General features: G+C 62.5%; 19 protein-coding genes, 1 tRNA gene and 2 pseudogenes. 9 read left to right on the top strand and 13 right to left on the bottom strand.

The features are described from left to right. Window positions 1-46: 46 nt before the first annotated feature. Both YUU_RS0110145 and YUU_RS0110150 read right to left on the bottom strand, forming a co-directional pair. On the bottom strand, window positions 47-2,854 hold the full coding sequence (locus tag YUU_RS0110145) for a cytochrome c (RefSeq protein ID WP_027522262.1): 2,808 nt from the start codon (window positions 2,852-2,854) through the stop codon (window positions 47-49). Window positions 2,855-3,042: 188 nt separating this feature from the next. Then, window positions 3,043-4,839, bottom strand: coding sequence for a tetratricopeptide repeat protein (locus YUU_RS0110150; RefSeq protein ID WP_027522263.1), 1,797 nt, complete (start codon window positions 4,837-4,839; stop codon window positions 3,043-3,045). 220 nt (window positions 4,840-5,059) lie between these two features. Between YUU_RS0110150 and YUU_RS0110155 the strand changes: the two genes are divergently transcribed. After that, window positions 5,060-5,695 carry a LysE family translocator gene (locus tag YUU_RS0110155; RefSeq protein WP_027522264.1) on the top strand — a complete coding sequence of 212 codons (636 nt, stop codon included), beginning with the start codon at window positions 5,060-5,062 and terminating at the stop codon, window positions 5,693-5,695. Here YUU_RS0110155 and YUU_RS0110160 read toward each other — a convergent pair. Further along, on the bottom strand, window positions 5,692-6,444 hold the full coding sequence (locus YUU_RS0110160; protein WP_027522265.1) for a sulfite exporter TauE/SafE family protein: 753 nt from the start codon (window positions 6,442-6,444) through the stop codon (window positions 5,692-5,694). The two genes, YUU_RS0110155 and YUU_RS0110160, sit on opposite strands and share 4 nt — an antisense overlap. Before the next feature lie 93 nt (window positions 6,445-6,537). On the opposite strand from YUU_RS0110160, the gene YUU_RS0110165 reads away from it, so the two are divergent. Continuing rightward, on the top strand, window positions 6,538-7,431 hold the full coding sequence (locus tag YUU_RS0110165; RefSeq protein ID WP_027522266.1) for a LysR substrate-binding domain-containing protein: 894 nt from the start codon (window positions 6,538-6,540) through the stop codon (window positions 7,429-7,431). 6 nt (window positions 7,432-7,437) lie between these two features. Further along, entirely contained in the window at window positions 7,438-8,085 is a 648-nt protein-coding gene (locus YUU_RS0110170; protein ID WP_027522267.1) for a glutathione S-transferase family protein, read from the top strand. A 122-nt stretch (window positions 8,086-8,207) separates the two neighbouring features. Here the strand turns inward: YUU_RS0110170 and YUU_RS0110175 are convergent, their stop codons facing one another. The 3 genes from YUU_RS0110175 to YUU_RS0110185 all read right to left on the bottom strand — a co-directional run bounded on the left by YUU_RS0110175 (window position 8,208) and on the right by YUU_RS0110185 (window position 11,431). Further along, a complete protein-coding gene (locus YUU_RS0110175; RefSeq protein ID WP_027522268.1) occupies window positions 8,208-9,185 on the bottom strand; it encodes a tripartite tricarboxylate transporter substrate binding protein in 978 nt (325 codons plus the stop codon). Window positions 9,186-9,205: 20 nt separating this feature from the next. Further along, entirely contained in the window at window positions 9,206-9,988 is a 783-nt protein-coding gene (hisN, locus tag YUU_RS0110180) for a histidinol-phosphatase (RefSeq protein ID WP_027522269.1), read from the bottom strand. Window positions 9,989-10,540: 552 nt separating this feature from the next. Beyond that, window positions 10,541-11,431, bottom strand: a complete 891-nt coding sequence (locus tag YUU_RS0110185; RefSeq protein WP_027522270.1) for an N-formylglutamate amidohydrolase — start codon at window positions 11,429-11,431, stop codon at window positions 10,541-10,543. Window positions 11,432-11,745: 314 nt separating this feature from the next. On the opposite strand from YUU_RS0110185, the gene cpdR reads away from it, so the two are divergent. Both cpdR and YUU_RS0110195 read left to right on the top strand, forming a co-directional pair. Next, on the top strand, window positions 11,746-12,105 hold the full coding sequence (gene cpdR, locus YUU_RS0110190; RefSeq protein WP_027522271.1) for a cell cycle two-component system response regulator CpdR: 360 nt from the start codon (window positions 11,746-11,748) through the stop codon (window positions 12,103-12,105). Between the two features lie 73 nt (window positions 12,106-12,178). Beyond that, window positions 12,179-12,253 (top strand) — tRNA-Val (locus tag YUU_RS0110195). A 212-nt stretch (window positions 12,254-12,465) separates the two neighbouring features. On the opposite strand, the pseudogene YUU_RS62675 reads toward YUU_RS0110195, so the two are convergent. The 4 genes and pseudogenes from YUU_RS62675 to traA form a co-directional block, all read right to left on the bottom strand. After that, a pseudogene (locus YUU_RS62675) lies at window positions 12,466-13,467 on the bottom strand (tyrosine-type recombinase/integrase); the annotation flags it as partial. Window positions 13,468-13,475: 8 nt separating this feature from the next. Then, window positions 13,476-13,661 (bottom strand): hypothetical protein, encoded by a 186-nt coding sequence (locus YUU_RS50575; RefSeq protein WP_035661876.1) that lies wholly within the window; start codon window positions 13,659-13,661, stop codon window positions 13,476-13,478. A 493-nt stretch (window positions 13,662-14,154) separates the two neighbouring features. Beyond that, on the bottom strand, window positions 14,155-14,370 hold the full coding sequence (locus YUU_RS50585; protein ID WP_035661881.1) for an AlpA family transcriptional regulator: 216 nt from the start codon (window positions 14,368-14,370) through the stop codon (window positions 14,155-14,157). A 127-nt stretch (window positions 14,371-14,497) separates the two neighbouring features. Continuing rightward, window positions 14,498-17,508, bottom strand: a pseudogene (traA, locus tag YUU_RS50590) (Ti-type conjugative transfer relaxase TraA). A gap of 170 nt (window positions 17,509-17,678) precedes the next feature. Between traA and YUU_RS0110230 the strand changes: the two are divergent. The 3 genes from YUU_RS0110230 (at window position 17,679) to YUU_RS0110240 (ending at window position 18,761) form a co-directional block, all read left to right on the top strand. Then, window positions 17,679-18,005, top strand: coding sequence for a conjugal transfer protein TraD (locus YUU_RS0110230; RefSeq protein WP_027522273.1), 327 nt, complete (start codon window positions 17,679-17,681; stop codon window positions 18,003-18,005). A 1-nt stretch (window position 18,006) separates the two neighbouring features. Continuing rightward, on the top strand, window positions 18,007-18,231 hold the full coding sequence (locus tag YUU_RS0110235; protein WP_027522274.1) for a conjugal transfer protein TraD: 225 nt from the start codon (window positions 18,007-18,009) through the stop codon (window positions 18,229-18,231). 164 nt (window positions 18,232-18,395) lie between these two features. Beyond that, window positions 18,396-18,761, top strand: coding sequence for a hypothetical protein (locus YUU_RS0110240; protein ID WP_027522275.1), 366 nt, complete (start codon window positions 18,396-18,398; stop codon window positions 18,759-18,761). Between the two features lie 275 nt (window positions 18,762-19,036). On the opposite strand, the gene YUU_RS0110245 is transcribed toward YUU_RS0110240, so the two are convergent. Then, on the bottom strand, window positions 19,037-19,876 hold the full coding sequence (locus YUU_RS0110245) for a hypothetical protein (protein ID WP_156944198.1): 840 nt from the start codon (window positions 19,874-19,876) through the stop codon (window positions 19,037-19,039). 216 nt (window positions 19,877-20,092) lie between these two features. Here YUU_RS0110245 and YUU_RS55035 point away from each other — a divergent pair, with 216 nt between their 5' ends. Then, the gene (locus YUU_RS55035; protein ID WP_156944199.1) at window positions 20,093-20,773 is read left to right on the top strand and encodes a cupin domain-containing protein; all 681 of its coding nucleotides are present in this window, start codon (window positions 20,093-20,095) and stop codon (window positions 20,771-20,773) included. Window positions 20,774-21,069: 296 nt separating this feature from the next. On the opposite strand, the gene YUU_RS50600 is transcribed toward YUU_RS55035, so the two are convergent. Next, window positions 21,070-22,104, bottom strand: a complete 1,035-nt coding sequence (locus YUU_RS50600; RefSeq protein ID WP_084801397.1) for a sulfite exporter TauE/SafE family protein — start codon at window positions 22,102-22,104, stop codon at window positions 21,070-21,072. A 488-nt stretch (window positions 22,105-22,592) separates the two neighbouring features. Beyond that, window positions 22,593-22,805, bottom strand: a complete 213-nt coding sequence (locus YUU_RS0110260; protein WP_027522278.1) for a hypothetical protein — start codon at window positions 22,803-22,805, stop codon at window positions 22,593-22,595. Between the last annotated feature and the right edge of the window lie 229 nt (window positions 22,806-23,034).

A 23,034-nucleotide genomic window follows, 5' to 3' on the forward strand; every position in this document is an offset into this window, starting at 1 on the left:
CGGTACGCTCCCACGTCCCGCTTGGGGGGCGAGGGAAGAAGGCGCGCTACAGCGTCTTCAGATACTCGATCAGGTCGTAGCGCTCTTGCTCTTTGAGCACGCGGCCGATGGTGCCGTCCTTGCCGGGACCCGGCGTGCCATCGAACGAGTGGCCGGCATTGCTGTTGCCGAACAGCTCGGTGCCGTCAGACGCTCGCGTCGAGAAACGCGACTGCCCGGTCTTGCAGCTCTCGCCGTCGACGACCGCGAATCCGACCTGTTTCGGATCGTAGTCGCGACCACCACCCATGCAGAACGATTTGGGGCGCTCGGCCGCGGGGCTCAGCATCCAGTAGAGCGAGGGCACCGATCCGTTGTGCAGGTAAGGCGCGGTGGCCCAGACGCCGTTGAGTGGGCGCGCGCGATACCAGGGCGGCGGCTCCTTTTTATCGGGCGGCTGCGGACCGGGGTTCGGGCAGTTCTTGCGCTTACCCCACCAGGCCTCCTGAACCTTCGGGTCGATCTTCGCATCGTCCATCGCCTTGCGGCTGACGATGTCGACGAGCACCATCAGGCCGAGCGAGTACGGCATATCGGTCGAAGAGACATCCGGCAGGTTGCAGCTCCACCAGGCATTGAGTTTTTGCGTGGGATCGAGCTTGAGAAAGCCCGGCACCTGAACCGTTCGCGTCGCCAGCACACTGGCCTGAGCGGGATCGGTCCCCATGCCTTTGACGCCTTTCTGGACCTCGTTCAGGAATTTGTCGCTGCCGATGGTCTCCCAGCGCGTCGGGGTCCAAATGCTCTGGTCCGGAAATTCGGCGTCGAACACGGGATCGTTGACCGGCCCGAGATGGCACTCGGCGCAGATCTGCGCGTAGAGCTTACGGCCGTTCTTGACGCGGTCACCATCGATCTTCCAGGCATCATCGCCGAAGATGTCCGACGGCCATTTCGGTGATGTCAGTCCCGAGAGCTGCTTTTTCGGATAGGGCGCCGACCCCTTCAGCAGATCCTCGATCCAGTTTAGATTCTTGATGTCCATCGACGAGCGGAACAGCGTGTCCTTGGGTGTATTGTCGGACAGATTGAGCAGCGCGGTCACGCCGAGCGCCTCGCCGGCGTTGCGGATCAGCGGTTGTTCGATGGAAGCGTCATATTGCGCGAATTTGAGCCAGGGCACGGTCCAGATCGGCGGGAAGCTGACCGGCGCGTCCTTGGCATGGAGATTCTTCTCGAAGCCGCTGAGGCCGCTGAGCGCCATGTCCTGGGAGAAGACCTGGTTGCCGATGCGGTTGAGCGCGTCGAGACGGCCGTATCCTTCCTCCGTGTCCTGCTGCTGCTCTTCCCGCTTCGTCTTCTCGTTGAACCTCGTCTTGCCGTCGATGGTCTTCTTGTAGGTCTTCTCCCAGTCGATCAGGAACGTGCTGATCGCACGCAGCTTCTGCTTCAGCGCATCGCGATCCGCATCGCTGGCGGAGGGTCCGAGCACACGGTCGGCGAAGCGCGTAAAGCGGCCCGGCACGAGGAGCGTGTAGGCGATCGACAGGCCGGTCGTGATCTCGAGCTTCCTCAGGTCGGTCATCGCCGGGCCGCCGTCGAAGCGGATGTCGATGCCTTTGTAGTGGATCTGGCCAGTGTGGCAGGCGGCGCAGGTCAGGCCGATCCGGTCCTCACCGATTTGGCCGGTCGTGGGATCGGGCACACCGGTCATGCGCGCAAAGCCGACGGGCAGGCCGTCGACGTTTTCAGCCTGGGTGCCCCAGTCAACCGGGGGATCCCAAAGCCGCGCCGGCACCGGCTTCGTCTTGTCGTAGACGTTGGCATAGCCGAACCGGCGCAGCGTGGTGTCGTCGGTGTTGATCGTCTGTGGGCTGGGGATGAAGCCGAAGCGCTGCAGATGGTCGCTGTCATGCAGCATCCCGGGTTTTGCGAAAAAATGAAGCCGCGGCTGCTCCAGCGCCATGAACCAGCGATAGGGCACCGGGAAGGTCGCGGTGCCCTGGCTTGCGTGATGAAACCAGTGTCGGTCCTCGAGCGCCCAGTTTTGCTCGAGCCAGTACGCGGCCCGGGGTTCGACGTGCTCCGGCAATGGCGGCGCCACCAGGTCCCCGAGGATGCCGGGCAGCATCGGCTGGAATTGATCGGGAAAACGCAGCGCCACGACGCCAAAGACGAGGAGCGCGGCGACGAGTCCGCCGGCAACGCGGAATATGAGCGAGGGCGGCGTGACCGGCTGGCTGACGACCCGCTGGGTGATCCTGTCAGGAAATTTGCGCTCGTTGAACAATGTCCTCACCTCGGCCACGCTGAGATAGCGGTCGTCACCCTGACCCTTGCCCATGATCTTGAGCAGGATCGGCCATTCGAACTTCATCAGGATCGGGTAGTACCAGCGCGATTGATTGCCGGCGCGCTTGAGATTGTCGTCCATGAAGGTCTGGATTTGCGAGGCGTTGAGCCCAGTCTCGGTGCCGCCGTCGGGATCGGCGTAGGTGCTGCCGAAACTTGCGAGCCGCGCGATCTCGTCCTCGTTGACGCTCCCGTCGACGCCGAGGATGCGCGAGCCGGCACCGAGCTTGTCGAGCGGGCCGCCGCGCAGCCTATTGAGCTGCGCGCCCCAGAAGATGCTTTGCAGGATGTGACAGGCGCCGTTGGCGATCAGTGCAACGCCTCGGACCTGGATGCGGGCCGAGGTCTTCTTCAGCCCGGTCTCGCCGCTCGCATTCGCGATCGTTTGCGATAGCGTGCGGAGCGGGACGGTCCCGCCATCGACAAAGCCTTGGCCAACGAGGCCGCGCAGGAACGGACAGGGATTGTTCGGCGAGACCTGGATCGAGGGGTCGAGGGGGGGCTTCGAAGCGGGGTCATGCATGGCCCAAAATCCTGAAAATAGCGAATCGTGAAAAGCAGACGCGCCGATAGAGCGCGGAAAATCCTAACAAAGATAAAGCGCTGGACCGGCAGCTTATGCTACTACAGCGTGCAACGAAGTGTGGCCGAATTCGCTGTCCTGTCAACAGAAGCGCGCGTGACGGCGCCGCCCTGTTGCGGTTTGCGCTCTTAGGAATCGGCGGCGCGTTTGACGTCGCTCTGGACGAGGCTGAGCTTGACGAGCGGGACGCCCGCCTTCAGGAGCCCTTCGCGGTAATGGGCGAGGTCCGAAGCCTGCTTCCAGTGAAAATTCCTCAGGTGCCGCTCGACCGTCAGGCTCGGGTAGTTGCTCATCAGCACCTCGGCCGCCTCAGTGGCTTCTTCGGCCCGTCCGAGCTGCGCCAGTGCCGCGGCGCGGATCGCGAGCGCCTGCATGTGGTTCGGATTGATGTAGAGCTGCTCCCGCGCCCACGACAACGTCGCGTCGTATTGGCCCAACATATAATGGCTGAACGCGTTCAGCGCCGCCCATTGGTAGCGCGGATCGCTGTTGCCGCGCTGCGCCGCCATCGAGAACAGCTCGATCGCCTGGCGATGCTCGCCGATGACGAAGTGGCAGATGCCGAGCACGCCGCGCGCGCCCATGTCGTAGGGGTTGAGCGCGACCGCGCGCTTGGCGGCGTCCATCGCGGCCTCGTAATGCCCGTCCTGCGCATGAACCCAGGACAGGATCGAGAATGCGAAAGAGGAGCGCGGGTCGAGCCGGACACTGGTCTCGGCCAGATGCATCGCCGCGACCCACATCTCGCGCGAGCCCTTGACCCAGCCGAACTGGATGCTCTGGAGCTGGATCGTGGCGAGATAGGCATGCGCGATCGACAGCTTGGGATCGAGCGAGATCGCTTCCTTGAACAGCGCGATGGCGGTGTCGAAGTCCTCCTTGGTCTGCCGGTAGTAGTGTGACAGCCCCTTCAGGAAGCGGTCCCAGGCGGTGACGTCGTTGGTCTGGCGCGCTGGAGCGGAGGCTTCCGCACGGAAAATTTCGGTCGCGATCGCAGCCGACAGGTTGGTCGTGATCTCGTCCTGCATGGCGAAGAGGTCGCCGATGTCGCGGTCGTAGCGGCCGGTCCAGAGCTGCTCGCCGGTCTCCGGCGCGATCAGCTCGGCCGTGACGCGGATCTTGCTGCCGGCGCGCCGCACCGAACCCTGGATCAAGTAGGTCGCGTCGATCTCGCGCGCGATCAGCCGGGTCGAGAGGTTCCTGCCCTTGAAGGCGAAGGTCGAGTTGCGGCTGAGCACGCGATAGAAGGATTGCAGGGCCAGCGCGTGAATCAGATCCTCGGTGAGGCCGTCGGAGAAATATTCGTCGCCGGCGTCGCTCAAATTGGCAAAGGGCAGCACGCCCACGATAGCGGTGCGATATTGCTGCGGCAGCGCCGAGACCTCTTTGGTCTGCGCCACCTGAGCGGACGTGCCGTCCGGCGTCCAGGTGAAGACGCCGATCGGCTCCTTGATGTTCTTGAAGCGGTGCGTCCCGGCGTTGGCCAGCGGCATGTTGAGGTGCTTGCCGGCCTCGCCAAAGGCCTTGGCCGAGATTGCGAACCCGCCGGGGCTCGCCACCGATTCGAGGCGGACGGCGATGTTGACGTCGTCGCCGAACACCTCGTCCTCGTCGGCGATGATGTCGCCCATGTGGATCCCGAGTCGGAACTGCATGGCGCGGTCGGCGGGCAGGTGGTCGTTGCGCTCCGCCATCAGGAGTTGCATCGCGATCGCGGCTTCGGTCGCGCCGACGATGCTGGGGAATTCCAGCAGGAAGCCGTCGCCGGTGTTCTTCACGACGCGGCCTCCATGATTGAGGATAATGGGATGGATCGCACTGCGATGGGCCTTGAAGGCGGCATGGGTGCCGGCCTCGTCAGTGCCCATCATGCGCGAATAGCCGGCGACGTCGGCGCAGACGATGGCGGCCAGGCGTCTCTCCATATTCTCGCGGGCTCCAAGGGATCGGGAACCGGCCACCGGCGTGACGGTCTTCCGCGAATCCGTGCATTTCCAGAACCTACCCCTTATAGAGCACGCGCAGGCAAGCGGAAGTATGATCCGCATTGCAATTTCGTTGCAAATCCTAGGCAAATCCGGTGGTGGACGCAGCTCGCCGAACCGACTAAGCCGGCCGCTTGGGTGGCCTTCAGGGACGCGAGACATGCTCGGCATTCACGAACTCTGGCTCTTCGTCCTGTCGGGCGTGGCCCTCAACATCACGCCGGGACCGGATACGGTCTATGTCATCGGCCGCAGCATGCAATTGGGCTGGCGCGGCGGCGCCGCGGCGGCGTTCGGCATCAGTTGCGGCTGCTTATTCCACGTCACGGGCGCGGCAATCGGTCTCTCCGCACTGCTGATGGCCTCGTCCACCGCGTTTTCGGTCGTGAAGCTGGTGGGTGCTGCCTATCTCGTGCTGACCGGTTTGCAGATGCTGTGGTCGCGGCCGGTGCTCGCGGGTTCCCTGACGGGCGAGGATGGGCGGACGCCGCTGCGGCGAGTCTTCCTCCAGGGCGTCTTCACCAACGCGCTCAATCCCAAGGTCGCGCTGTTCTTCCTGGCCTTCCTGCCGCAATTCGTCGCAGTCGATGCCCCGCACAAGCCGCTCGCCTTCCTGACGCTCGGCCTGATCTTCATCTGCACGGGCACTTTGTGGTCGCTGTTCCTGGCGGCGTTTGCCGCGAAGGCTGCGCTGCGGCTCCGGCGGTCCGACGGAATCATCGCCTGGATCAACCGCGCGCTCGGCGGGCTCTTCGTCTATCTCGGCTTCCGCGTTGCGATGCTGGAAGCGCGCTAAATAAACTCTTTCAGCAGCGCGCTGCCGGCGAGGTAGAGTCCGAGCAGGACCATCGCGATCAAAAACCAGCGGCGAAACGTCTCGGCCGGCATCTTCGAGCGCAGCGACTGGCCGATGAACATGCCGGCAAAGGCGCAGGCCATGGCGACGATGCCCGGCACGGCGTTGGCTGGTGTCAGTAGTCCGCCCGCGGTGAGGTTGAAGGCGAGCGCGAGCGTTGCGACCGTGAAGAACACGCCGAGCGCCTGCACCAACTCGTCCTTCTCCATGCCGATCGCCTGCATGAACGGCATCGATGGAATCACCTGCACGCCGGTCGAGGCCGAGATCACGCCGGTGACGACGCCGACGGCGCCGCCGACCCATTTCTCGTTCCTTGGCGCGACACGAAACTGGAACTTGTTCAGCCCGACGATCGCGTAGATCACCAGCAGCAGGCCGAGCACCACAGAGCCGTAGCGCGCATAGGGGCCGGTCAGCGCGCCGGCATTGAGCCAGCTCCCGATCACGGTGCCGAGCATCAGCGGCCACAGCCGGCGGAGGATGTCGAGCAAATGAGGGCCGACGAAAGTCTGCCAGATGTTGGTGATGATTGCCGGCACGATGACGATGGCGATCGCCCGGCCCGGCGCCATGGTCACTGCGAGCAGGCCCATCGACACGGTTGGCAGGCCGAGCCCGATCACGCCCTTGACGAATCCGGCAGTCAGGAAGACGGCGGCAATGAGAATGATGAGCGGGTCGATCATGCCGGCCACATTGACCGATCGGTGGAGAAGGCACAATCTGGAGGTTACGGAGACAGCCTTCGCCTAGGACGAAGGCTAAAGGAGATTTGTCCCGTGCGATTCGACCTTGTTGACCTCCAGCTCTTCATCGCGGTGGCGGACCAGCGCAGCATCACCCGCGGCGCCGAGCGCTCGCATCTGGCGCTGGCCTCCGCAAGCGCACGGATCAAGGGCCTGGAGGACGCGTTCGGCGTAGCGCTTCTGAAGCGCGGACGGCGCGGCGTGGAATTGACCGCCGCGGGCGAAAGCCTGCTCGATCATGCGCGGCTCGTCATCCACCAGGTCGAGGCAATGCGCGGCGATCTCGCGGGCTTTGCCAGCGGCGTGCGTGCGAGCGTGCTGTTGCTCGCCAACACGTCGGGGCTGTCGGAGCACCTGCCGCGGGCGCTCGCAACTTTCCTGCGCGAGCATCCCGACATCAACGTCGACGTGGAGGAGCGCGAGAGCGCCGATATCGCGACCGCGATCGCGAGCGGCGCTGCCGATCTCGGCTTCGCCGCCGAGCACGCTTTGCCCGACAGCATCGAGCGATTCCTGTTCAGCGAGGACCGGCTAACCCTCGTGGCCGCCCGGCGCAGCGAGCTCGGTAGTCGCCGCCAGATCGATTTCCAGGAAGTGGCGGATCGCGATTTCGTCGGCCTGACGGCATCGACCGCGTTGCAGGTTCATATCGCGCGGCATGCGGCGAAGCTCGGCGCGCGTCTGCGCGTCCGTGCCCGCTTGCGCGATTTCGATGCGATCTGCCAGATGGTCGCTGCCGATGTCGGGGTCGCCGTCGTTCCGGAGACTGCGGCGAAGCGCTGCGCGCGATCGATGCCGATCGTGGCGATCCGGATCCGCGACGGTTGGGCCAATCGGAGGTTGACGATCTGCGCCCGAAGCTTCAAGGCATTGCCTCGCCCGGCCAAGCAACTGGTCGAGTACCTTCGCGCCGCAGTTCAGAGGTGAGACCATATGTTGAAGGTGTGGGGACGACGCAGCTCGTTCAATGTGCAGAAAGTGATGTGGCTGATCGGCGAACTCGATCTCGCCCACGAGCACATCAATGCCGGCGGCTCCTTTGGCGGCCTCGATGCGCCGGAATTTCTGGCGATGAATCCGCACGGCCGTGTTCCGGTCATCGATGATGGCGGGACGATCGTCTGGGAATCGCATGCCATCCTTCGCTATCTCGCGGCGCGCCACGGGGCGGAACGCTTTTGGTCGGAGGATCCGGCCGTGCGGGCGCGCGTCGACGGCTGGATGGACTGGTCGCAGACTGCGCTACAGCCGGATTTTCTCAACGGCGTGTTCTGGGGTTTCTTCCGCACGCCCGAGGACCAGCGCAATTGGCCGGCAATCCGCGCAGCCCTTGCGCGCTGCGTGCAGCATTTCACCAAGCTGGAACGGCTCCTCGAACAGCGATCGTTCCTGCTCGGTGCGGAGTTGTCGCTTGCCGACATCACGGCCGGCACGTCGCTCTACCGCTATTTCGAACTGGAGATCGAGCGCCCCGCGCTGCCGGCGGTCGAGCGCTGGTACCGCACACTGCAGGAGCGGGCGGCGTTTCGCACGCATGTGATGATTCCGTTTGGGGAATTGCGCGGCCGTCTCGCCTATTAGAGCATGATCCGGAAAAGTGTGAAGCGGTTTTCCCTCGCGACAAACGCGGAACGCGTTTTGCGCGGAGATCATGCTAAAACAATAAGCCAAAGCGCGATGACTATTCACATCGCGCTTTAGCGTCACTTCGCCGTCTCGACGCCGGCGTCCTTGATCACCTTGGCCCATTTCGCGGTCTCGTCCGCGATGAATGTGCGGAAATGCTCGGGGCTATCGCCGATCAGCGTCGCGCCTTGGGCGGCGAGCTTCTCCTTCACCGCTGCATCAGTCATCGCTTGCGTTGCGAGGCGGTGCAGCTTGTCGACGATCTCTTTCGGCGTGCCCTTCGGCGCCACCATGCCGTACCAGTTCTCGATCCGCAGGTCCGGAAAACCCGCTTCTGCCGTGGTCGGCACCTCGGGCGCGGTGGGCGCGCGGTCGGGCGAGCCGACGGCGATGGGTTTCAAGGCGCCTGCCTTGATCTGCGGCAGCAGCACGGGGAGATCGAGGAAGGTCATTTGCACCTGCTGGCCCAGGAGATCGTTCACCGCGGGCGCCGCGCCGCGATAGGGCACGTGGACGATGTCGATTTTCGCCGTCAGCTTGAACAATTCGCCGGCAAGATGCGGCAGGCTGCCGGGCCCAGAGGAGGCGAAGTTGAGCTTGCCCGCTTGAGCCTTCGCGAGCGCGACCAGCTCACTCATGTTCTGCGCCGGCACGTTGGTGGCGACGACCAGCATCTCCGGCACGGTTGCGACCAGCGTGACCGGCGTCAGGTCGGCGAGCGTGTCATAGGCGACCTTCTCCATGCTCGGGCTGATCGCGAGCGCGCCCGCGCTGGAGATCGCGATGGTGTAGCCGTCGGGAGCGGCCTTTGCGGCGGCGTCGGTGCCGAGTACGCCGCCCTGGCCGCCGCGATTGTCGATCACGACCGGCTGGCCACAGATTTCAGACATGCGCTGGCCGATCACGCGGGCGATGATGTCGTTGGGGCCGCCGGCCGGGAACGGAACGATCAGCTTGATCGGCTTGGCGGGGAAATCCTCGGCCATCGCCAGCGACGGCAGGAGCAGCAGCAATCCCAATAGCAATTGAGAGAGAAGCCTGCGTGAGACGGTCATGCAAGCCTCCGCTCGCTTTGTTATTGGTTGAGGAGTTTTAGCGCTTCTTCGTGCACGCGGGGATCACCGGCGGCGATGATACGGCCGCCGCCTTGCGCCGGCTTGCCTTCCCAGGTGGTGACGATGCCGCCGGCACCGGTGACGATCGGGATCAGCGCAGCGATGTCGTAAGGCTTCAGTTCGGTCTCGACCACGAGGTCGACGTGGCCGGCGGCCAGCATGCAATAGGAGTAGCAGTCGCCGCCATAGCGCGACAGCCGCGCGCCCTTTTCGATGCGGCCGAAGGTGGCGCGGTCGCGCTCGTTCATCAGAAGCGGGCTCGTGGTGTAGGTCGTAGCCTCTGCAAGCGAGGCGCAGCGGCGGACCTGCAGGCGGCGCTCGCCGGAGGGACCTTTATAATTGGCCGAGCCGTTGTCGCCGGAAAACCGCTCGCCGATGAAGGGTTGGTGCATCATGCCGAACACCGGCGCGCCCCTGTACAAGAGTGCGATCAGCGTGCCCCAGATCGGAAAGCCGCCGATGAAGGATTTCGTGCCGTCGATCGGGTCGAGCACCCAGACGTAGTCGGCGTCCTCACGCTCATTGCCGAATTCCTCGCCGACGATGCCGTGCTGGGGGAAATTGGCCTTGATCAGCCGCCGCATCACCGCCTCCGCGGCGCGGTCGGCCTCGGTGACGGGATCGAAATCCTTGGTCTTGCTCTTGTCGTCGATGGACAGGGAGGTGCGGAAGAACGGCAAAATGGTTTCGCCGGAGGCGGTGGCAAGCCGTCCGATGAAGGCTGAGAAATCGATCACCGTCACAGGCCTGTCCCTTGAACCCGAAAGCCAAACGAATGCTGGTTATTGCCTAGCTCAAATCGAGAGGCTCGGGCAGCGCTGTCTTGAATTGCACCCTGGTATTTTGGATGCAGTCGCCCGGTCGCCCTGTCGAGCCATCCGCTGGCCAAATATCGATCACGGGCTTGAGAGCTTAGTTCCGGGCCTGCCTCGTTGGTATGCAAACGATAATCAACCCATTGAAATTCCTTATCAAAGAAACTGAATCCGGGTTTCTGCGGAGACATTGGAGCCCTGTGTTTTTTGCATGGGAAACGGCTCAAAAGCCCTTGCACTTTGTGCAGCGCAGTCGCATATTGTTGCGGTGCGGTAGCGCCTCGCGTTACCGCTGCCCTCCTTGGGCGTTTCCTCCCTAGACTTGGGCCGCTTGCTCATAACAAGCGGCCCTTTTTTCTTGCCCGCATTCTGCGTCCATCACTTTCGTTTCGATGCGCGCATGAACGCGAAGCGAAAATCGGATCGCGTGTTGATGTGGCCGCCGTCGCGACCTGCGATAGGCGCGAAAAATATTGCCGCTTATTCGGCCGCAGCCTGGAACGGGCCGAGATCGCCGAACGGAATGGTCGTGGCGAGCACGTCCGACAGTATAGCGAAATCTGCCGCGACCTGGTCGAAGCGCGGGCCGCGCTCGCGCCGGCGCTCGTCCATATAGATCGCGCGGTTGAGCTCGAGCTGCACCGCATGCAGGCCGCTCGCCGGATTGCCGTAGTGCTCGGTGATGAAGCCGCCGGCATAGGGCTTGTTGCGGCCGACCGAATAGCCGAGCCCGCTCAATGTCTCCTCGACCCGGTCGGGAAGCAGCGGCGTGCAGCTCGTGCCGTAGCGGTCGCCGATCACGACGTCGGGCCGGCGCGGCTCGTCTCTGCTGACGCCGACCGAGGGCATGGAGTGGCAGTCGACCACCATCACGGTGCCGAACATCTGGTGCACCTTGTTGATCAGGCGCCTCAGCGCGCGGTGATACGGCTTGTAGAGCGTCTCGATTCGCGCCAGCGCGTCGTCGACCGCGATCCGCTCGCGATAGATCTCCTGGCCATCGCCGACGACGCGCGGGATGGTGCCGAGCCCGCCGGCAACGCGCATCGAGCGGGTATTGGCAAAGCTCGGCAGCCGGCCGGAGAACATCCGCGGGTCGAGCTCGTAGGGCTCTCTGTTCACGTCGACATAGGAGCGCGGGAAATTGACGCGCACGACCGGAAAGCCGCGCGCGCTCAAGTGCCCGATCAGCTCGTCCATGAAGGAATCTTCCGAGCGGCGGAGCGTCGGCAGGTCGATGCGCGAGGCCGCCAAAAAATCGTCCGGATAGATCGAGCCGGAATGGGGCGAGTTGAAGATGATCGGCGCCCGCCACTCGATGGGCTCGATAATCTCGAACGGTGGCGACGAGTCGCCGTCAAACCGGGTCATCTTGGTCAGTTTCGTCCCTCTATATCCGCGACAATCCGGATTGGACTCGAACAGGCCGGCAAAGCGAGGCTCTTATGTGCGGTCATTGTCAGGAATCGCAACCATTCTGCCAAGTGAAAAGTACGGGTGCCGCGCTGGAACGTGTCTTAACCGTGAAGCATCGCGTGTGCGGGGCCCGATTGATTCGTGCCCCATTCCGGTTCACAAAGAGCATGCCGTGTGCGGCCGAGGGACGCATTTTTCACCTGAAATTTACCCTCTGTCGGGCTTAGTGAAGTCCAGTGTGTACCCCCGGGGATTCGACGTTTCCTGCCATGACAAAAATCCTGCTCGCCGAAGACGACAACGACATGCGCCGCTTCCTGGTCAAGGCGCTGGAAAACGCCGGCTTTCAGGTCTCCTCCCACGACAACGGCATGTCGGCCTATCAACGGCTGCGGGAAGAGCCGTTCGAGATGCTGCTGACCGATATCGTGATGCCAGAGATGGACGGCATCGAGCTCGCCCGCCGCGCCTCGGAACTCGACCCCGACATCAAGATCATGTTCATCACCGGTTTCGCCGCCGTGGCCCTGAACTCGGATTCGGAGGCCCCCAAGAACGCCAAGGTCCTGTCCAAACCGGTTCATTTGCGGGAATTGGTGAGCGAAGTGAACAAGATGCTGGCGGCCTAAATCGGTCGCCTTCCGTCCTTGCGCGCGCTCCCCTGAGCCGTTATAGGGACCCCACCCGACTTTTGGACATCTAGGGCACGTAGCTCAGCGGGAGAGCACTACCTTGACATGGTAGGGGTCACAGGTTCGATCCCTGTCGTGCCCACCACGCTTCAGACCGCCATCTGATTTAATTGAACTTTTTGCTCGATTTCCCGCACCTAGGTTCTCGGTGAGGGAATAGACGTTCGCTCTATGGTCCATCGAGCCGGTCATCCGTTCGAGCTTTGCAACACCCCCATATGCGAGTTTCTTGCGGTTGGCCTTCTTCGTGTAATGGCTCGCCATCCGACGGTCGGTCCACCCGAAGATCGCATCGAGTTCGGCCTCGGTCGCGCCGTTTTCGGCCGCGACGGTGGCTGCCGCCTTGCGCAGCCCGTGCGCTGATCGGTTCATCAGGCCAGCAGCGACGCACTTTTCTTTGAACAGGTTGCCGATGCTCTCCTTGGTCATCGGCTTGCCGTGCCGAGTCGCGATGTAGGTCTCGGTTCCGATTGGCCCGGCCTCCAGCGTCCTGCGCAGGACATCGAGCATCGGGAAGGTGACCTCGATGGTCTCATCTCCCTTTTCGAGGCGCTTCGTGATGATCGGAACGGTGACCTTCTCGACTTTTCCATCCGGTCCAATTCGCTCTTGCACCTGCTCCGTGACGTCGGCAGGGCCGAACGACGCTGCGTCACCACGCCGAAAGCCGGTGAAGAGGTAGACGTCGATCATGATGCGCTCGCGTGTGCCGAGTGGCCAGCGCTTGTAGTAGCGGCGCACGTCGGCATCAGACCATGTGACAAAGCCTTCGGTCTTCGCCGGTTTCGGTGTTTTGATCCCTTCGGTCGGATCGGCCTGCAGGATCTTTTGCGCAACCGCCCAAACGAACATCCGCCTCATTGTGGTGAGAAAGTGCCGAGCAGCGGACGGATTCTGAGCGCGCCGCCCAAGCCCGTCGATGATGTGCTGCTTCTGGATCGCGGCGGGCTTCTTGTTGCCGTTTGCCTCCAGCACATGCATCATGAGGTTATTGCGCTGCTTGTGAGTGCTCGCCTTCATCTCGCGCCAATCCGGCGCTTTCGCTTTGTACTCCTCCCACAGCCATTTGAGGCTACCGTTGAAAACCTTGGCGGTAGTCTCGTTGGGGTCGATGGCGAGGCACGGCCTATTAAACATATCCGCCACTGCGATGTCGTAGTTGCGGTTAAACTCAACTGACCCGTACTCACCGCGAATGCGAGTGCGTTTGCCACCCACGTCCTTGTTGCGAACATACCAAACCGTCCTGCCGTGACGGTTGGTTTCCTTGTGAAGGTAGGGCTTGCGAGGACGGGGCATGGAACGAATCAAAGCACGAAATGCTCTTCAGGCTCAACAGCCTCATCGGTCTCTTGCACCGCAGTGGATTTGAGCAAGTTAACGATGATCGTGCCGTCTGGCTTGATCTGGAGCGATGCAGCGCCAGCCGCCTTCGCAGCGCGGATTGCCCGCGCCACGTCGCCTTGGGTAAATCGGGCGGGGCGCCGGCTCATTAAAACCCCTTCCATTTGTCGATCGGTCCAGATGCTTTCCGCCAGTGAGCCGGCTCCGCGAACCGGCGTCTTTTGATTTGCGATCGCTTCGTTGGGCCTAGCACATACGTGCGCTGCACGCCGTCGGCTTTGCGCATGCGTGGGGTTGTCCTCGTGGGTCTCGTTGCTGCAGCATGGTAGCTGCCTTCGAGTGCAGTCAAATCAGAGTTGCCCGCCACCGCATCGATATCAAACGTCCTCGCGGGCGTCGGCATGCCACGGTCGTTGCGATGACGCATCGTCGCACGCGGGATTTCCGCACTACGTGGCGACCCAAATGCCTCGATCCGAGTCATTTCGTCCTTGCCGCGCATGCCTCCGCCCTGAATCATAATCAGTCTGAGCGAATAAGATCGTAGGCCGCTCCAGCAAGAAAGAAGTCAGGTGCACAGGTCCGGCTCCTGGGTAGCCGTGGCGTACAAATAGGACGAACCGGTTCGGTTGGCTCTACTCGTCACCGGACTTCATCGAACTCGCCTTTCGGTCGCCATCCGACTGGATCTGTGATCCAGCGGTTGATGTCGGATTCATGCCAGCCGGTCCCGTTGGCGCTGATTTTCAGCTGAGCCGGGAACGTGCCCTCGGCGATCTTACGGTAGATGGTGGACCGAGACAGTCCGGTCCGGGAAAGAACGGTTTTCAAGCGGATGATCCGGTCTGGTTCGCGCATGGCCGCACTGCCTCCTGCTGGCTGTTTCTGACGCCTTCTGAGAGCAGAGAGGGGGGCGCTCGCAGCGCGCAACAGAGTGCTTCGCGTCGCCGTGCTGTCGCGTAGAGCCGGTGGAAAAAAGGATAGATCAAATTCCGAGGCCCCGGCCTCTTCCAAGATCGAGGCCGTGAGTGAAGGCCAGTTCGAGACCGAGCCGCCGGCCCGAATCGAAGGCGATGCCGAGCTCTCTCTTGCGGTTGGCGAGGAGGGATTCGAATTGCGGTCGCGTTCGAGGCTTCTCGCCATATCACCCATTGCCGACCGCGTGGCCCGGTAGCCAGACATGTCGCCTGCCTGATATTGGCTCAGGCGGGTTTCGTCGAGCTCCTGCCAGCGTTCCACAAAGCGGTCGGCGCGGCGGCCTGGATTGATGCGCATTTCGGTCTCGAGTTGGAGGGCGCGGACAGCGCGGTTGAGCCGGCCGGATGCAGCTTCGCGGGCAAGCTCGGGATTCTTCTTGTAGGCGGCTTCGGCATCGACCGAGCCGTAGGGCCGCAAGCCCTCGAAGACCCGCCGGGCCTTGTTTAATTCTTTCACCTGCTCGGGACTTGCCTTGCCGCCCATCTCCTGTGCCGTGAAGATCGCATCCACGGCGCGGGCGTGCCGCACCAGAGCCTTCGTTCGCAGGCGACGCGCTTCCGCTTCCGGGTCTACGGCCACCCTCCTTTCCGGCGCTTCGATTTCGCGCCGCTCGACTGCCGCACCACTCCTTTCCCTTATCGGCGTGTCCCGTTCCGGCCGCTGCCCGCTATCTCGGCCGGGCACACTTTCGGGCGGGCGCATGCCGTCGAACATGCCGCGCAACTTCTCCGGCACGACCTTGCGCACGATCTCGGCCACACGCTCGCGGAAGGTGATCCCACGCCGCTCGGCGTAGCTTTGTGCCGGATCGGCGCGTTCGTAGTCGGATGCCATGTCCTTGGCGCGGTCGCGCGACAGGGTGCGGACAAGCCGTCCCTCGCCGGCAAAATCGTCGCGGCCATAGTGCAGGTCCATACCGTCGCGGTGCCGCGACAGGGCGACATAGCTGCCATGGGCATCCATGCCCGGCGTCGCCAGCACAAGGGTGCGGTCCACGGTCATGCCCTGCGCCTTGTGGATGGTCGCGGCATAGCCATGGTCGATCTTGTTGTAGTCTTTGAAGTCGAAGCGAACGGATTGGCCATCGTCGGTCTGCACGGTCATGGATTGCGCGTTGACCTGCTCGATGGTGCCGAGCGTGCCGTTCTTCACGCCAAGGCTACGCTCGTTCTGCAGGAACATCACGCGATCGCCGCTGGCGAAGTGGCGCGCGCCGCGTTCGACCGCCAGGCGCACGTCATCCCCCAGATCACCGGCAGCCCGCATCCGCTCCCGGGCAGCTTCGTTAAGGGCGCGAACCTCGTCGTTGGTGTGCGTGAGAATGATCCGGCTGCGCTCCGGCGCCGCCTGGCGATCGCGATCCCAGCGCTCGATCAGATCGTTGCTCGCCTGGTCGCGGGTTCGGGCTTCATGCACCATGCCCTGGGAGCGATAAGCCTCCAGCGCGTCGCCCGTCCTGCCGCTCGCCAGATCGCGCGTGGCATCGCGCTGCCAGTCCTCGCGCTGACGGCGCACTTCGCTGATTTCCACGCCGCCGTGGCGCTCGTAAATGGACCGGAATGCCGCGCCCGCCTCGATTGCTTGCAACTGCCTGGGATCGCCGACCAGCGCGACTTTCGCGCCGGCCTCTGCCGCATGGGACAGCACGCGCTCCAACTGACGCGTGCCGACCATGCCCGCCTCGTCCACAACCAGGACGTCGCGCGCGGTGAGCAGGTCGCGGCCCTGTCCCCACCCATGCTCCATGCTGGCGATGGTGCGCGACGCGATGCCCGATCCGCTTTCGAGATTTTCTGCCGCGATGCCGGAGAGCGCCACGCCCTGGACCTCGTAGCCCGCGGCTTCCCAGGCCTCCCGCGCCACGCCCAGCATTGCGCTCTTGCCGGTCCCGGCGTGGCCGACCACCATCCCGAGATCTGCCCCTTCCGTGACATGCGCCAGCGCGTCGGCCTGCTCGGTCGACAGGACAAGGCTGCGGGCTTCCGCACGCGCCAGCGCCGCTTCGCGATCCCTGTCACGCACCTGATGGCGATTCCTTTCGGCCATCAGTTCGGCGACTCGGTGCAGGCGATGTTCCGCCTCGATCATCGCGCGCGTGGTGAAGCGATCTTCGCCCCGTCTATCGCTGCCAAGTTCGATCAGATCCGGGGCGCCGCGCATCGCGCCCATGACTTCGTTGAACTGCTCGATCCCATCGCTGTGCCGGTGCGCAAACTTCGCCATGTCGCGCTGCGTGAAGGTCGATTGCTGATGCGTGATCGCGTCCAATGCGAGGGAAGGATCGGTGATGATCCGCGTTCCATTGGCGCGCGCGATCTCGCGGTGCAATTCGGCCCGGTCCGCCTCTGTCCCTCCGCTCTCGATGCCCCGGTCCTCAATCCGTTTGGCGGGCGCGCCGATCTGGCTTTGCGGCTCAAGCGCGAGGCCCTGTGCCTCAAAACTCCGATGGTCGATGCGGGCGTCGATGTCGAGCTCGGCAAGCCGCTCATTGGCGATCTCGGCCCAGCGTTCACGCCAGCGCTCCACCATCTCCGTGCGGTTCCAGTCCCGTGCCTTCTGGCCAAAACCGTTCTCGTCCACCGCGCGCATGGTCAGCATGACATGGGCATGGGGCTTGGGCATGCCGTCCTCGGTCACGTCCCAATGCACATTGAGATCGGCGATCATGCCCCGATCGACGAACTCGCGGCGAACGAAGTCGCGGCCGAGTTCGATGCCTTGCGCCTGTGTCATCTCGCGCGGGATGGCGAACTCCACCTCGCGGGCAAGCTGCGCGTCCTTCCTGATCTCGAGCGCCTCGACATCGTTCCACAGCCGTTCGCGGTCGCTCCATGCCCCCGGCGCATTCTCCGGCAACATCACCTCGGAATGGACGACGCCGCGCTTTCCGGAAAAGTCATGGCTGCGGTCCAGGCGCTCATCGCGCAGCCGCGAGCCGGAGCGGTAGGCGGCTGACGCCACAGCGCTCGAGCCGGACTTGCGCCCAATGACCTTGACGTGAAGATGATAGATCGCCATCGCGATCAGATCATTGACACGGCGAAGCGCACGTCGGAACGACGTATAAGCGCGCCCTTCCTCGAAAAATTCTCGGGAGGGACTACCGCGTCCCAGACCGTCCTGACGACCTTACAACATTGTGCCGGCTGCTCGACTATCATTCTCCATCGACACACATGGAGACGAGGATGCGCAAGCCAAGGGACTTTGACGCGGAACTGAAGGCGCTTGGGGACAAGGCGCGGAACCTCAAGAGCCGCAAGGTGCAGCAGCTTGGTGAACTGGTGATCGCCGTTGGAGCTGACACCCTTAGCGCCAATGAACTGGCGGGCGCGCTGATCGTGCTGGCCGAGACGAAGGACGCCGCAAAGAGGGAGGCATGGTTCAAGCGCGGGGCCGCGTTCTTTCAGGGACGGTCGCGGCGAAATGCACCGACACCTGACCGCGACACTGGTAGCGCTCCAGCGCAACCGGGCGGCACGCGACCGCCATCAGGCGGCAAGGGCGCGACATGACATGCGCACATGGCAAGTCGAGCACCGGAAGCGGACGCGGCACCTCATCGAACTCGGCGGTCTCGTCGTCAAGGCCGGGATTGTCGAACTGACCGGCGACGACCGCGCCACGATATATGGCGCGTTGCTCTGGATGGGCGACAAGCTCAAAAGCGATGAGCACGAGCATGCGCGGGCACTGTGGAACGCAAAGGGAAAACAGGCTTTCGAAGCGGACCAGCGATGATCTTCGGGTAGATCGGACCTCACCGAGACCGGACCAAACCGACGCGATTGACCGAGAGCAGACCTCGAACGCATTTTTCGGGCTCAGGTTCCCACGGGAGCTATCCGAGTGGAGGCTGGAGCGATACCATCTCCGGCCGCAACTTAGGTCGGGGAGTAACGGCGATGAACAAGCCCGAAACCGGCGAAGCGCCCGAAGCCGCTCACGGCCGTTCAGATTTGCAAGAGAATCTGGTCGAGGTTCTTCGGCAGCAGGCGGCCATCTCGGCTGTGCTGCGCGCTATTGCCAATTCACCACACGACTTGCAGCCCATATTCGACACCATCCTCGATAGCGGGAGACGGCTCTCCCGAGCTGATACGGGTGCCTTCCGTCTTGTCGAGGAAGCAGGCTTCCGTCTCGTTGCGGAAGTGAGCCCCGATGTGTTGGAGGAGATTCCGCCGCCAGTGGTACACGGCAGCTTTCATGATCGCCTCATCGCCAGCAAATCGCCGTTCCAGATCCCCGACGTCGCCGCACATGAACTCTAACAGTGGTCGAGTGAGCGCTGCGGAGTCCGAGTTTGCCTTGCCCTCCTGACCCGAACGCGTCGACCCTTTCGGCAGCCTGAGTTCGTTTGGAAGATGCAAACCAGATGGCGGCAGATTTGTTTAGTGGAGAGTACTGGTCGGGTTTCGCACGATAGCAGCTCCCCAGGCCCTGAGTACGATCTCCAGTATCGTCGCGTTCGCTATCCCATGTCGCCCCTTCGATCTCATGGGGTACAGGTTATGCCTCGACGTGCTTACGATGAATGGCAAGACAACTAGACCGAGGAAGCGTCCCGAGGAGTTGATGCTTGCCGGGTCCGCTCGAAGGGCGCAGGTGTCGCCAGGCCCTGCTTTAACGGCGCATGCCATCCAAGTGTCCGGATCTCCCAATCGGAGCCGTCCAATTCGAAAACCGGAGCCGATATCGTCTTTATGGCGTCGAAAGCTGCTTCGATCAGGACCGAGTGCTCAAGGTAACGCTGCTTGAGCGTTCCCCGGAGCGATCGCAGCTCGGCCAGAACCGGCTTACAAATGTCTGGGTTGCCCAGAGCTATTGCCGACAGTCCGTAAAGGGCATCGAAGACTTTGATCGGATGCGTCGCTCGCGACGCCAGGTTCACATAGTTTTCGACCGCCTTATGTCCGAAAGCCATGGCGGAGTGCGCCGCGCAAACGGCCAACCATAACGTCCGTTCGCGCAGCAACGGGAAGGTCGGTGTCCACGTCCCCCATGAGACCTTTGCTGCCATATCGGACAGCCAGGAACCAGCGGCGGGCTCCGATGACAAAAGCGTCATATTCGCCATCGCATGCATGGTCACCCAATATTGGGCCAGACGCGCGTTGAGTTCCTCGCTGTCCAAGTTCGCATGTTGCAGGATGTGGGGTCTTGCGACATCCAGCAGACCGCCGATTCTTGTCGCGCAGCGATACGCCACATGTTCAATCAGGGCAGACCACTGAGACAGCTTGGTGAACTGTTCGCGTGATGGAAGCCCGCGGGCATCCGCAATCGGCCCAATTTGCTCACTCGCCTTTTGCAGAGATCTGGTCCGCGAATATGCCGCTTCGACTTTGTTGCTAAGCGACCGGTATTCCTGCGACGCCGGTCCCATGTAGTCGACCCACGGCGTCCCTTCATGTCTCTCGCGTCGCGCGCGAACTCGGCCCTTCCCGGGCTGATCATGCTTGCGGTGATCAGCCGTAGCCGCACAGTCCAACGATTTTCTCGTGCCCGCGACAGATGGTGAATTTGCTTACCCAAGGAGCGAGCCGATGCTAAGTTCGCAATCTATGAATGCTATATTGACCGGACCCTACTGGAGATGTTCATGACAGCTCGTCGCTCTGTACGGCTACTTCTGATTGCCGTCGCGTGGCTGCTCTTAGCGGCATTGCCCGGGGCTCACCTGGCTGCTCAGCACCTTTCTGAGGGCGTCCGCTGCACACCTATGAACGAGCGTACGGGCGAACTGGGATGCTGGATCATAACAGATCAACCTCTCGGGCAGATCGGTAAATCGGAAACGTTCTGGCACCTCGACATTTACCCCACTCGAGCGGACGCGGAGCGCGCCAGACAACCGGGTGGAGCGGTTGTGGAGACCTTTGGCAAATTCTGGCTGCTAAGCATCGAAGACAAGAACTGGCGGCCCATTGGGGGCGAACACCTCGCTGACATCGGCCCACTTCCTGTTAAGGCAGGGGAGGCGTACTCAGCTCAGTACATGGAGGCGATTTTCACTCCCGGAATGACCTCCTCGGCGCATTTCCATTCCGGTCCAGAGGCTTGGTACACCCTGAGCGGCGAGACCTGCCTGGAGACCCCACAAGGCAAGCAAGTCGGCCGGGCGGGCGGGGAGTATGTAATTGTGCCGGGAGGACCGCCTATGCACCTTACCGCGACCGGCACCGAGACGCGCCGCGCGCTGGTATTGATCCTTCACGAAACATCTAAGCCGCCGTCCACCCTTGTGCACGATTGGACGCCGAAGGGACTTTGCAAGCAGTAGGAATTCGCGTTGACGCGTGGCGGCGTTCAATGCACGAGCACGCGTCCGACCCAGCAATTATCGTTCAGCGAACAAGAGCGACTTCCGCTCGTGGCCTCTTCGCGACATATTGCACCGCCACGCATCGTCGGTCGCTAACGGGGCACAGCGGAAATCATCGGCCGACGTCTGTTGCAGAGGGCGACGCTCGTGACCCATCTCGGACATCTCGCCAAGAAGACTCCTCCAGCCCGAGTCGCGTTGGTGCGGATGCCGCCTGACCCTTTGCTGATCCAACGGCGAGCCGAGTCCGCGCTCTATGGCAGGCGAATTGGAGGCAAAACCGCAAAGACCAGCATGGCGATAGCAAGGATCGCCACAACGTAACCGAGGTCGGTGTTAAGCCGAGCAAGCGGGTCGTAGGGAGGTTCGGTCATCTCCGAAACGATGCGATTATCCAGCCCACTCGGAGCGCCGGGCGTAAGCAAAGCTCTTTCCGATCGCCTTGAGGCCGCTCTCCGTGTGAAAAACATGTACAGCAAATAGCCGTCGATCAAAAATGTGAGGGCCAGAACGACATAGGCCCAGGGACTTTGTACCAAATTCAGTTCGATCAATACGCGGGAGAAACCGAATCCCACGACCCACGCATCAAAGCTCATGCACATCCGACGAAACGTCTCCGCATCCAGATGGCGGATGACATAGGCTCCGAGCGGTACGCCAACCGCAACGCAGGGAACAAGCACCCATAAGATGCTCCCGCTTTCAGCCGTAAATAGGCCAAGCTGGTAATAGACGATGGCGGTCACGCTCGACTCGGCCACGCGAACCAATGCAAGGCCGGCCCGGAACTCGGTTTTGACCAGACCTTGGTTGTTGAACAACATCGCCAGCGGTGGTCCCGAGATGGTGGTGACCGAATACAGGATGCCCAGCGCAGTTCCAAAGGGAAGACCGACCCACCATGTCTGACGAATTGGTCTCCGAAAACCGGCTGCCTGAATCAGGATGAGGGGCAGAATGAGTGCGTATGTCGCGAGTTTGATCCAGCCCGGCTGAACAGTAGTGAGAACCAAGGCTCCTATTCCGATGCCGGGCAGGAGCCCGGTGATGATTGGAAATACCCTTTTCCATACAGCTGCCACGCCGTCCAAATTGATGGATAGAACGTAGAAGTTCGTGACGACCTCGACCAGGACGACGGCGGGATTCAGGATGCGGTTTGCATAGAAAACGAGAGCCACCGGAACGGTGAGCGAGGAAAACCCATAGCCGAGCGCGCCATTTACGAAGGCTGCAAGAAAAGCGATGCCAGCGAGAACGATCACCGCAGTATCCAGAGGAGGCATCGTTGGCTCCGCCATACGGGCAATGGTCATCCGCCGAGGCGACCGACCTTTATCCTACCACTCCCAACGGTCTGTTTGCAGTTGGAACCTGCCGGACCTACGAAGTCCGCTCCCTTGAGCCATCTGGCGGCTTTACCAGAAGTCATAGCGTTCGCCTGTAGCCGAACAACCTGTGCCGGGCTGCTGAAGCTACGGGCCGGTGCGCCTAGGAGCACCGGCCCACCCTGTTTAGGGCCGCCTCGTTTGCCGCCACTATCTTCTCGAATGTCACCTGTTGGCCCATCGCGACAGTTCGGTGCCGGCGAAGTTTGGTCGCGACCGGACCAGAGCGGACATCGATCAACGCCCCCTCGTAGAAACACCATCTGCCGTAACCTCGGTGGCGGCCGCGGCTTTAGCTCTCGATTTTTGAAGTCGCCCGGCCGAACTTTTCAGAACCGTAGGTTGGCCCAAGACGGGGCCCAAAACGCGTGTGCGCCCATCGAGGCTTAGTGAACCAATTCTTTGATGGCGAGGTTGGAGATTTGGCGCGGGTCCTGAACGCCACGCTGCCCAATCTGGACTATCTTCTCCGCGATCAGTTTCGCGATTGGGTCATCCCGATCCTTCACCGCGAGAGCGCGTAAGGTCACCTCGTACGCCGCCGCGAGCACACAGGCTCGCGCCAGCCGCTGGCCCCGCAACATTGGATAAATGGCCATGACAGTCCCAGACTTGACCTAACTATTCCGGGATCGGCCAATTATGACGTGTGCAGTCTATGACGGCGTTCACATAAGTTAGAGCGGGCTAGGCGCTGTGGGTGATGATCCAGTGCGCAAGGCCTCCCCAGCCCAGCGCGGTAACCATCAGCAGAGTTGCAGGCCATACGGTCTCCGCCGTCATGCGCTCTTGCGGGCCTCGTGTGGCCTTCGTTCTCCAATGGCTTCC

Origin of the sequence: Bradyrhizobium sp. Ec3.3 (assembly GCF_000472925.1) — a bacterium.
Classification (GTDB): Bacteria; Pseudomonadota; Alphaproteobacteria; order Rhizobiales; family Xanthobacteraceae; genus Bradyrhizobium.

What these genes read in the sequence shown, in the direction of transcription:
- YUU_RS0110145 (WP_027522262.1), bottom strand. Translation starts at nt 2,854, where the DNA reads ATGCATGACCCCGCTTCGAAGCCCCCCCTCGACCCCTCGATCCAGGTC.
- YUU_RS0110150 (WP_027522263.1), bottom strand. Translation starts at nt 4,839, where the DNA reads ATGGAGAGACGCCTGGCCGCCATCGTCTGCGCCGACGTCGCCGGCTAT.
- YUU_RS0110155 (WP_027522264.1), top strand. Translation starts at nt 5,060, where the DNA reads ATGCTCGGCATTCACGAACTCTGGCTCTTCGTCCTGTCGGGCGTGGCC.
- YUU_RS0110160 (WP_027522265.1), bottom strand. Translation starts at nt 6,444, where the DNA reads ATGATCGACCCGCTCATCATTCTCATTGCCGCCGTCTTCCTGACTGCC.
- YUU_RS0110170 (WP_027522267.1), top strand. Translation starts at nt 7,438, where the DNA reads ATGTTGAAGGTGTGGGGACGACGCAGCTCGTTCAATGTGCAGAAAGTG.
- YUU_RS0110175 (WP_027522268.1), bottom strand. Translation starts at nt 9,185, where the DNA reads ATGACCGTCTCACGCAGGCTTCTCTCTCAATTGCTATTGGGATTGCTG.
- YUU_RS0110185 (WP_027522270.1), bottom strand. Translation starts at nt 11,431, where the DNA reads ATGACCCGGTTTGACGGCGACTCGTCGCCACCGTTCGAGATTATCGAG.
- cpdR (WP_027522271.1), top strand. Translation starts at nt 11,746, where the DNA reads ATGACAAAAATCCTGCTCGCCGAAGACGACAACGACATGCGCCGCTTC.
- YUU_RS50575 (WP_035661876.1), bottom strand. Translation starts at nt 13,661, where the DNA reads ATGAGCCGGCGCCCCGCCCGATTTACCCAAGGCGACGTGGCGCGGGCA.
- YUU_RS50585 (WP_035661881.1), bottom strand. Translation starts at nt 14,370, where the DNA reads ATGCGCGAACCAGACCGGATCATCCGCTTGAAAACCGTTCTTTCCCGG.
- YUU_RS0110230 (WP_027522273.1), top strand. Translation starts at nt 17,679, where the DNA reads ATGCGCAAGCCAAGGGACTTTGACGCGGAACTGAAGGCGCTTGGGGAC.
- YUU_RS0110235 (WP_027522274.1), top strand. Translation starts at nt 18,007, where the DNA reads ATGCGCACATGGCAAGTCGAGCACCGGAAGCGGACGCGGCACCTCATC.
- YUU_RS0110240 (WP_027522275.1), top strand. Translation starts at nt 18,396, where the DNA reads ATGAACAAGCCCGAAACCGGCGAAGCGCCCGAAGCCGCTCACGGCCGT.
- YUU_RS0110245 (WP_156944198.1), bottom strand. Translation starts at nt 19,876, where the DNA reads ATGGGACCGGCGTCGCAGGAATACCGGTCGCTTAGCAACAAAGTCGAA.
- YUU_RS55035 (WP_156944199.1), top strand. Translation starts at nt 20,093, where the DNA reads ATGACAGCTCGTCGCTCTGTACGGCTACTTCTGATTGCCGTCGCGTGG.
- YUU_RS50600 (WP_084801397.1), bottom strand. Translation starts at nt 22,104, where the DNA reads ATGCCTCCTCTGGATACTGCGGTGATCGTTCTCGCTGGCATCGCTTTT.
- YUU_RS0110260 (WP_027522278.1), bottom strand. Translation starts at nt 22,805, where the DNA reads ATGGCCATTTATCCAATGTTGCGGGGCCAGCGGCTGGCGCGAGCCTGT.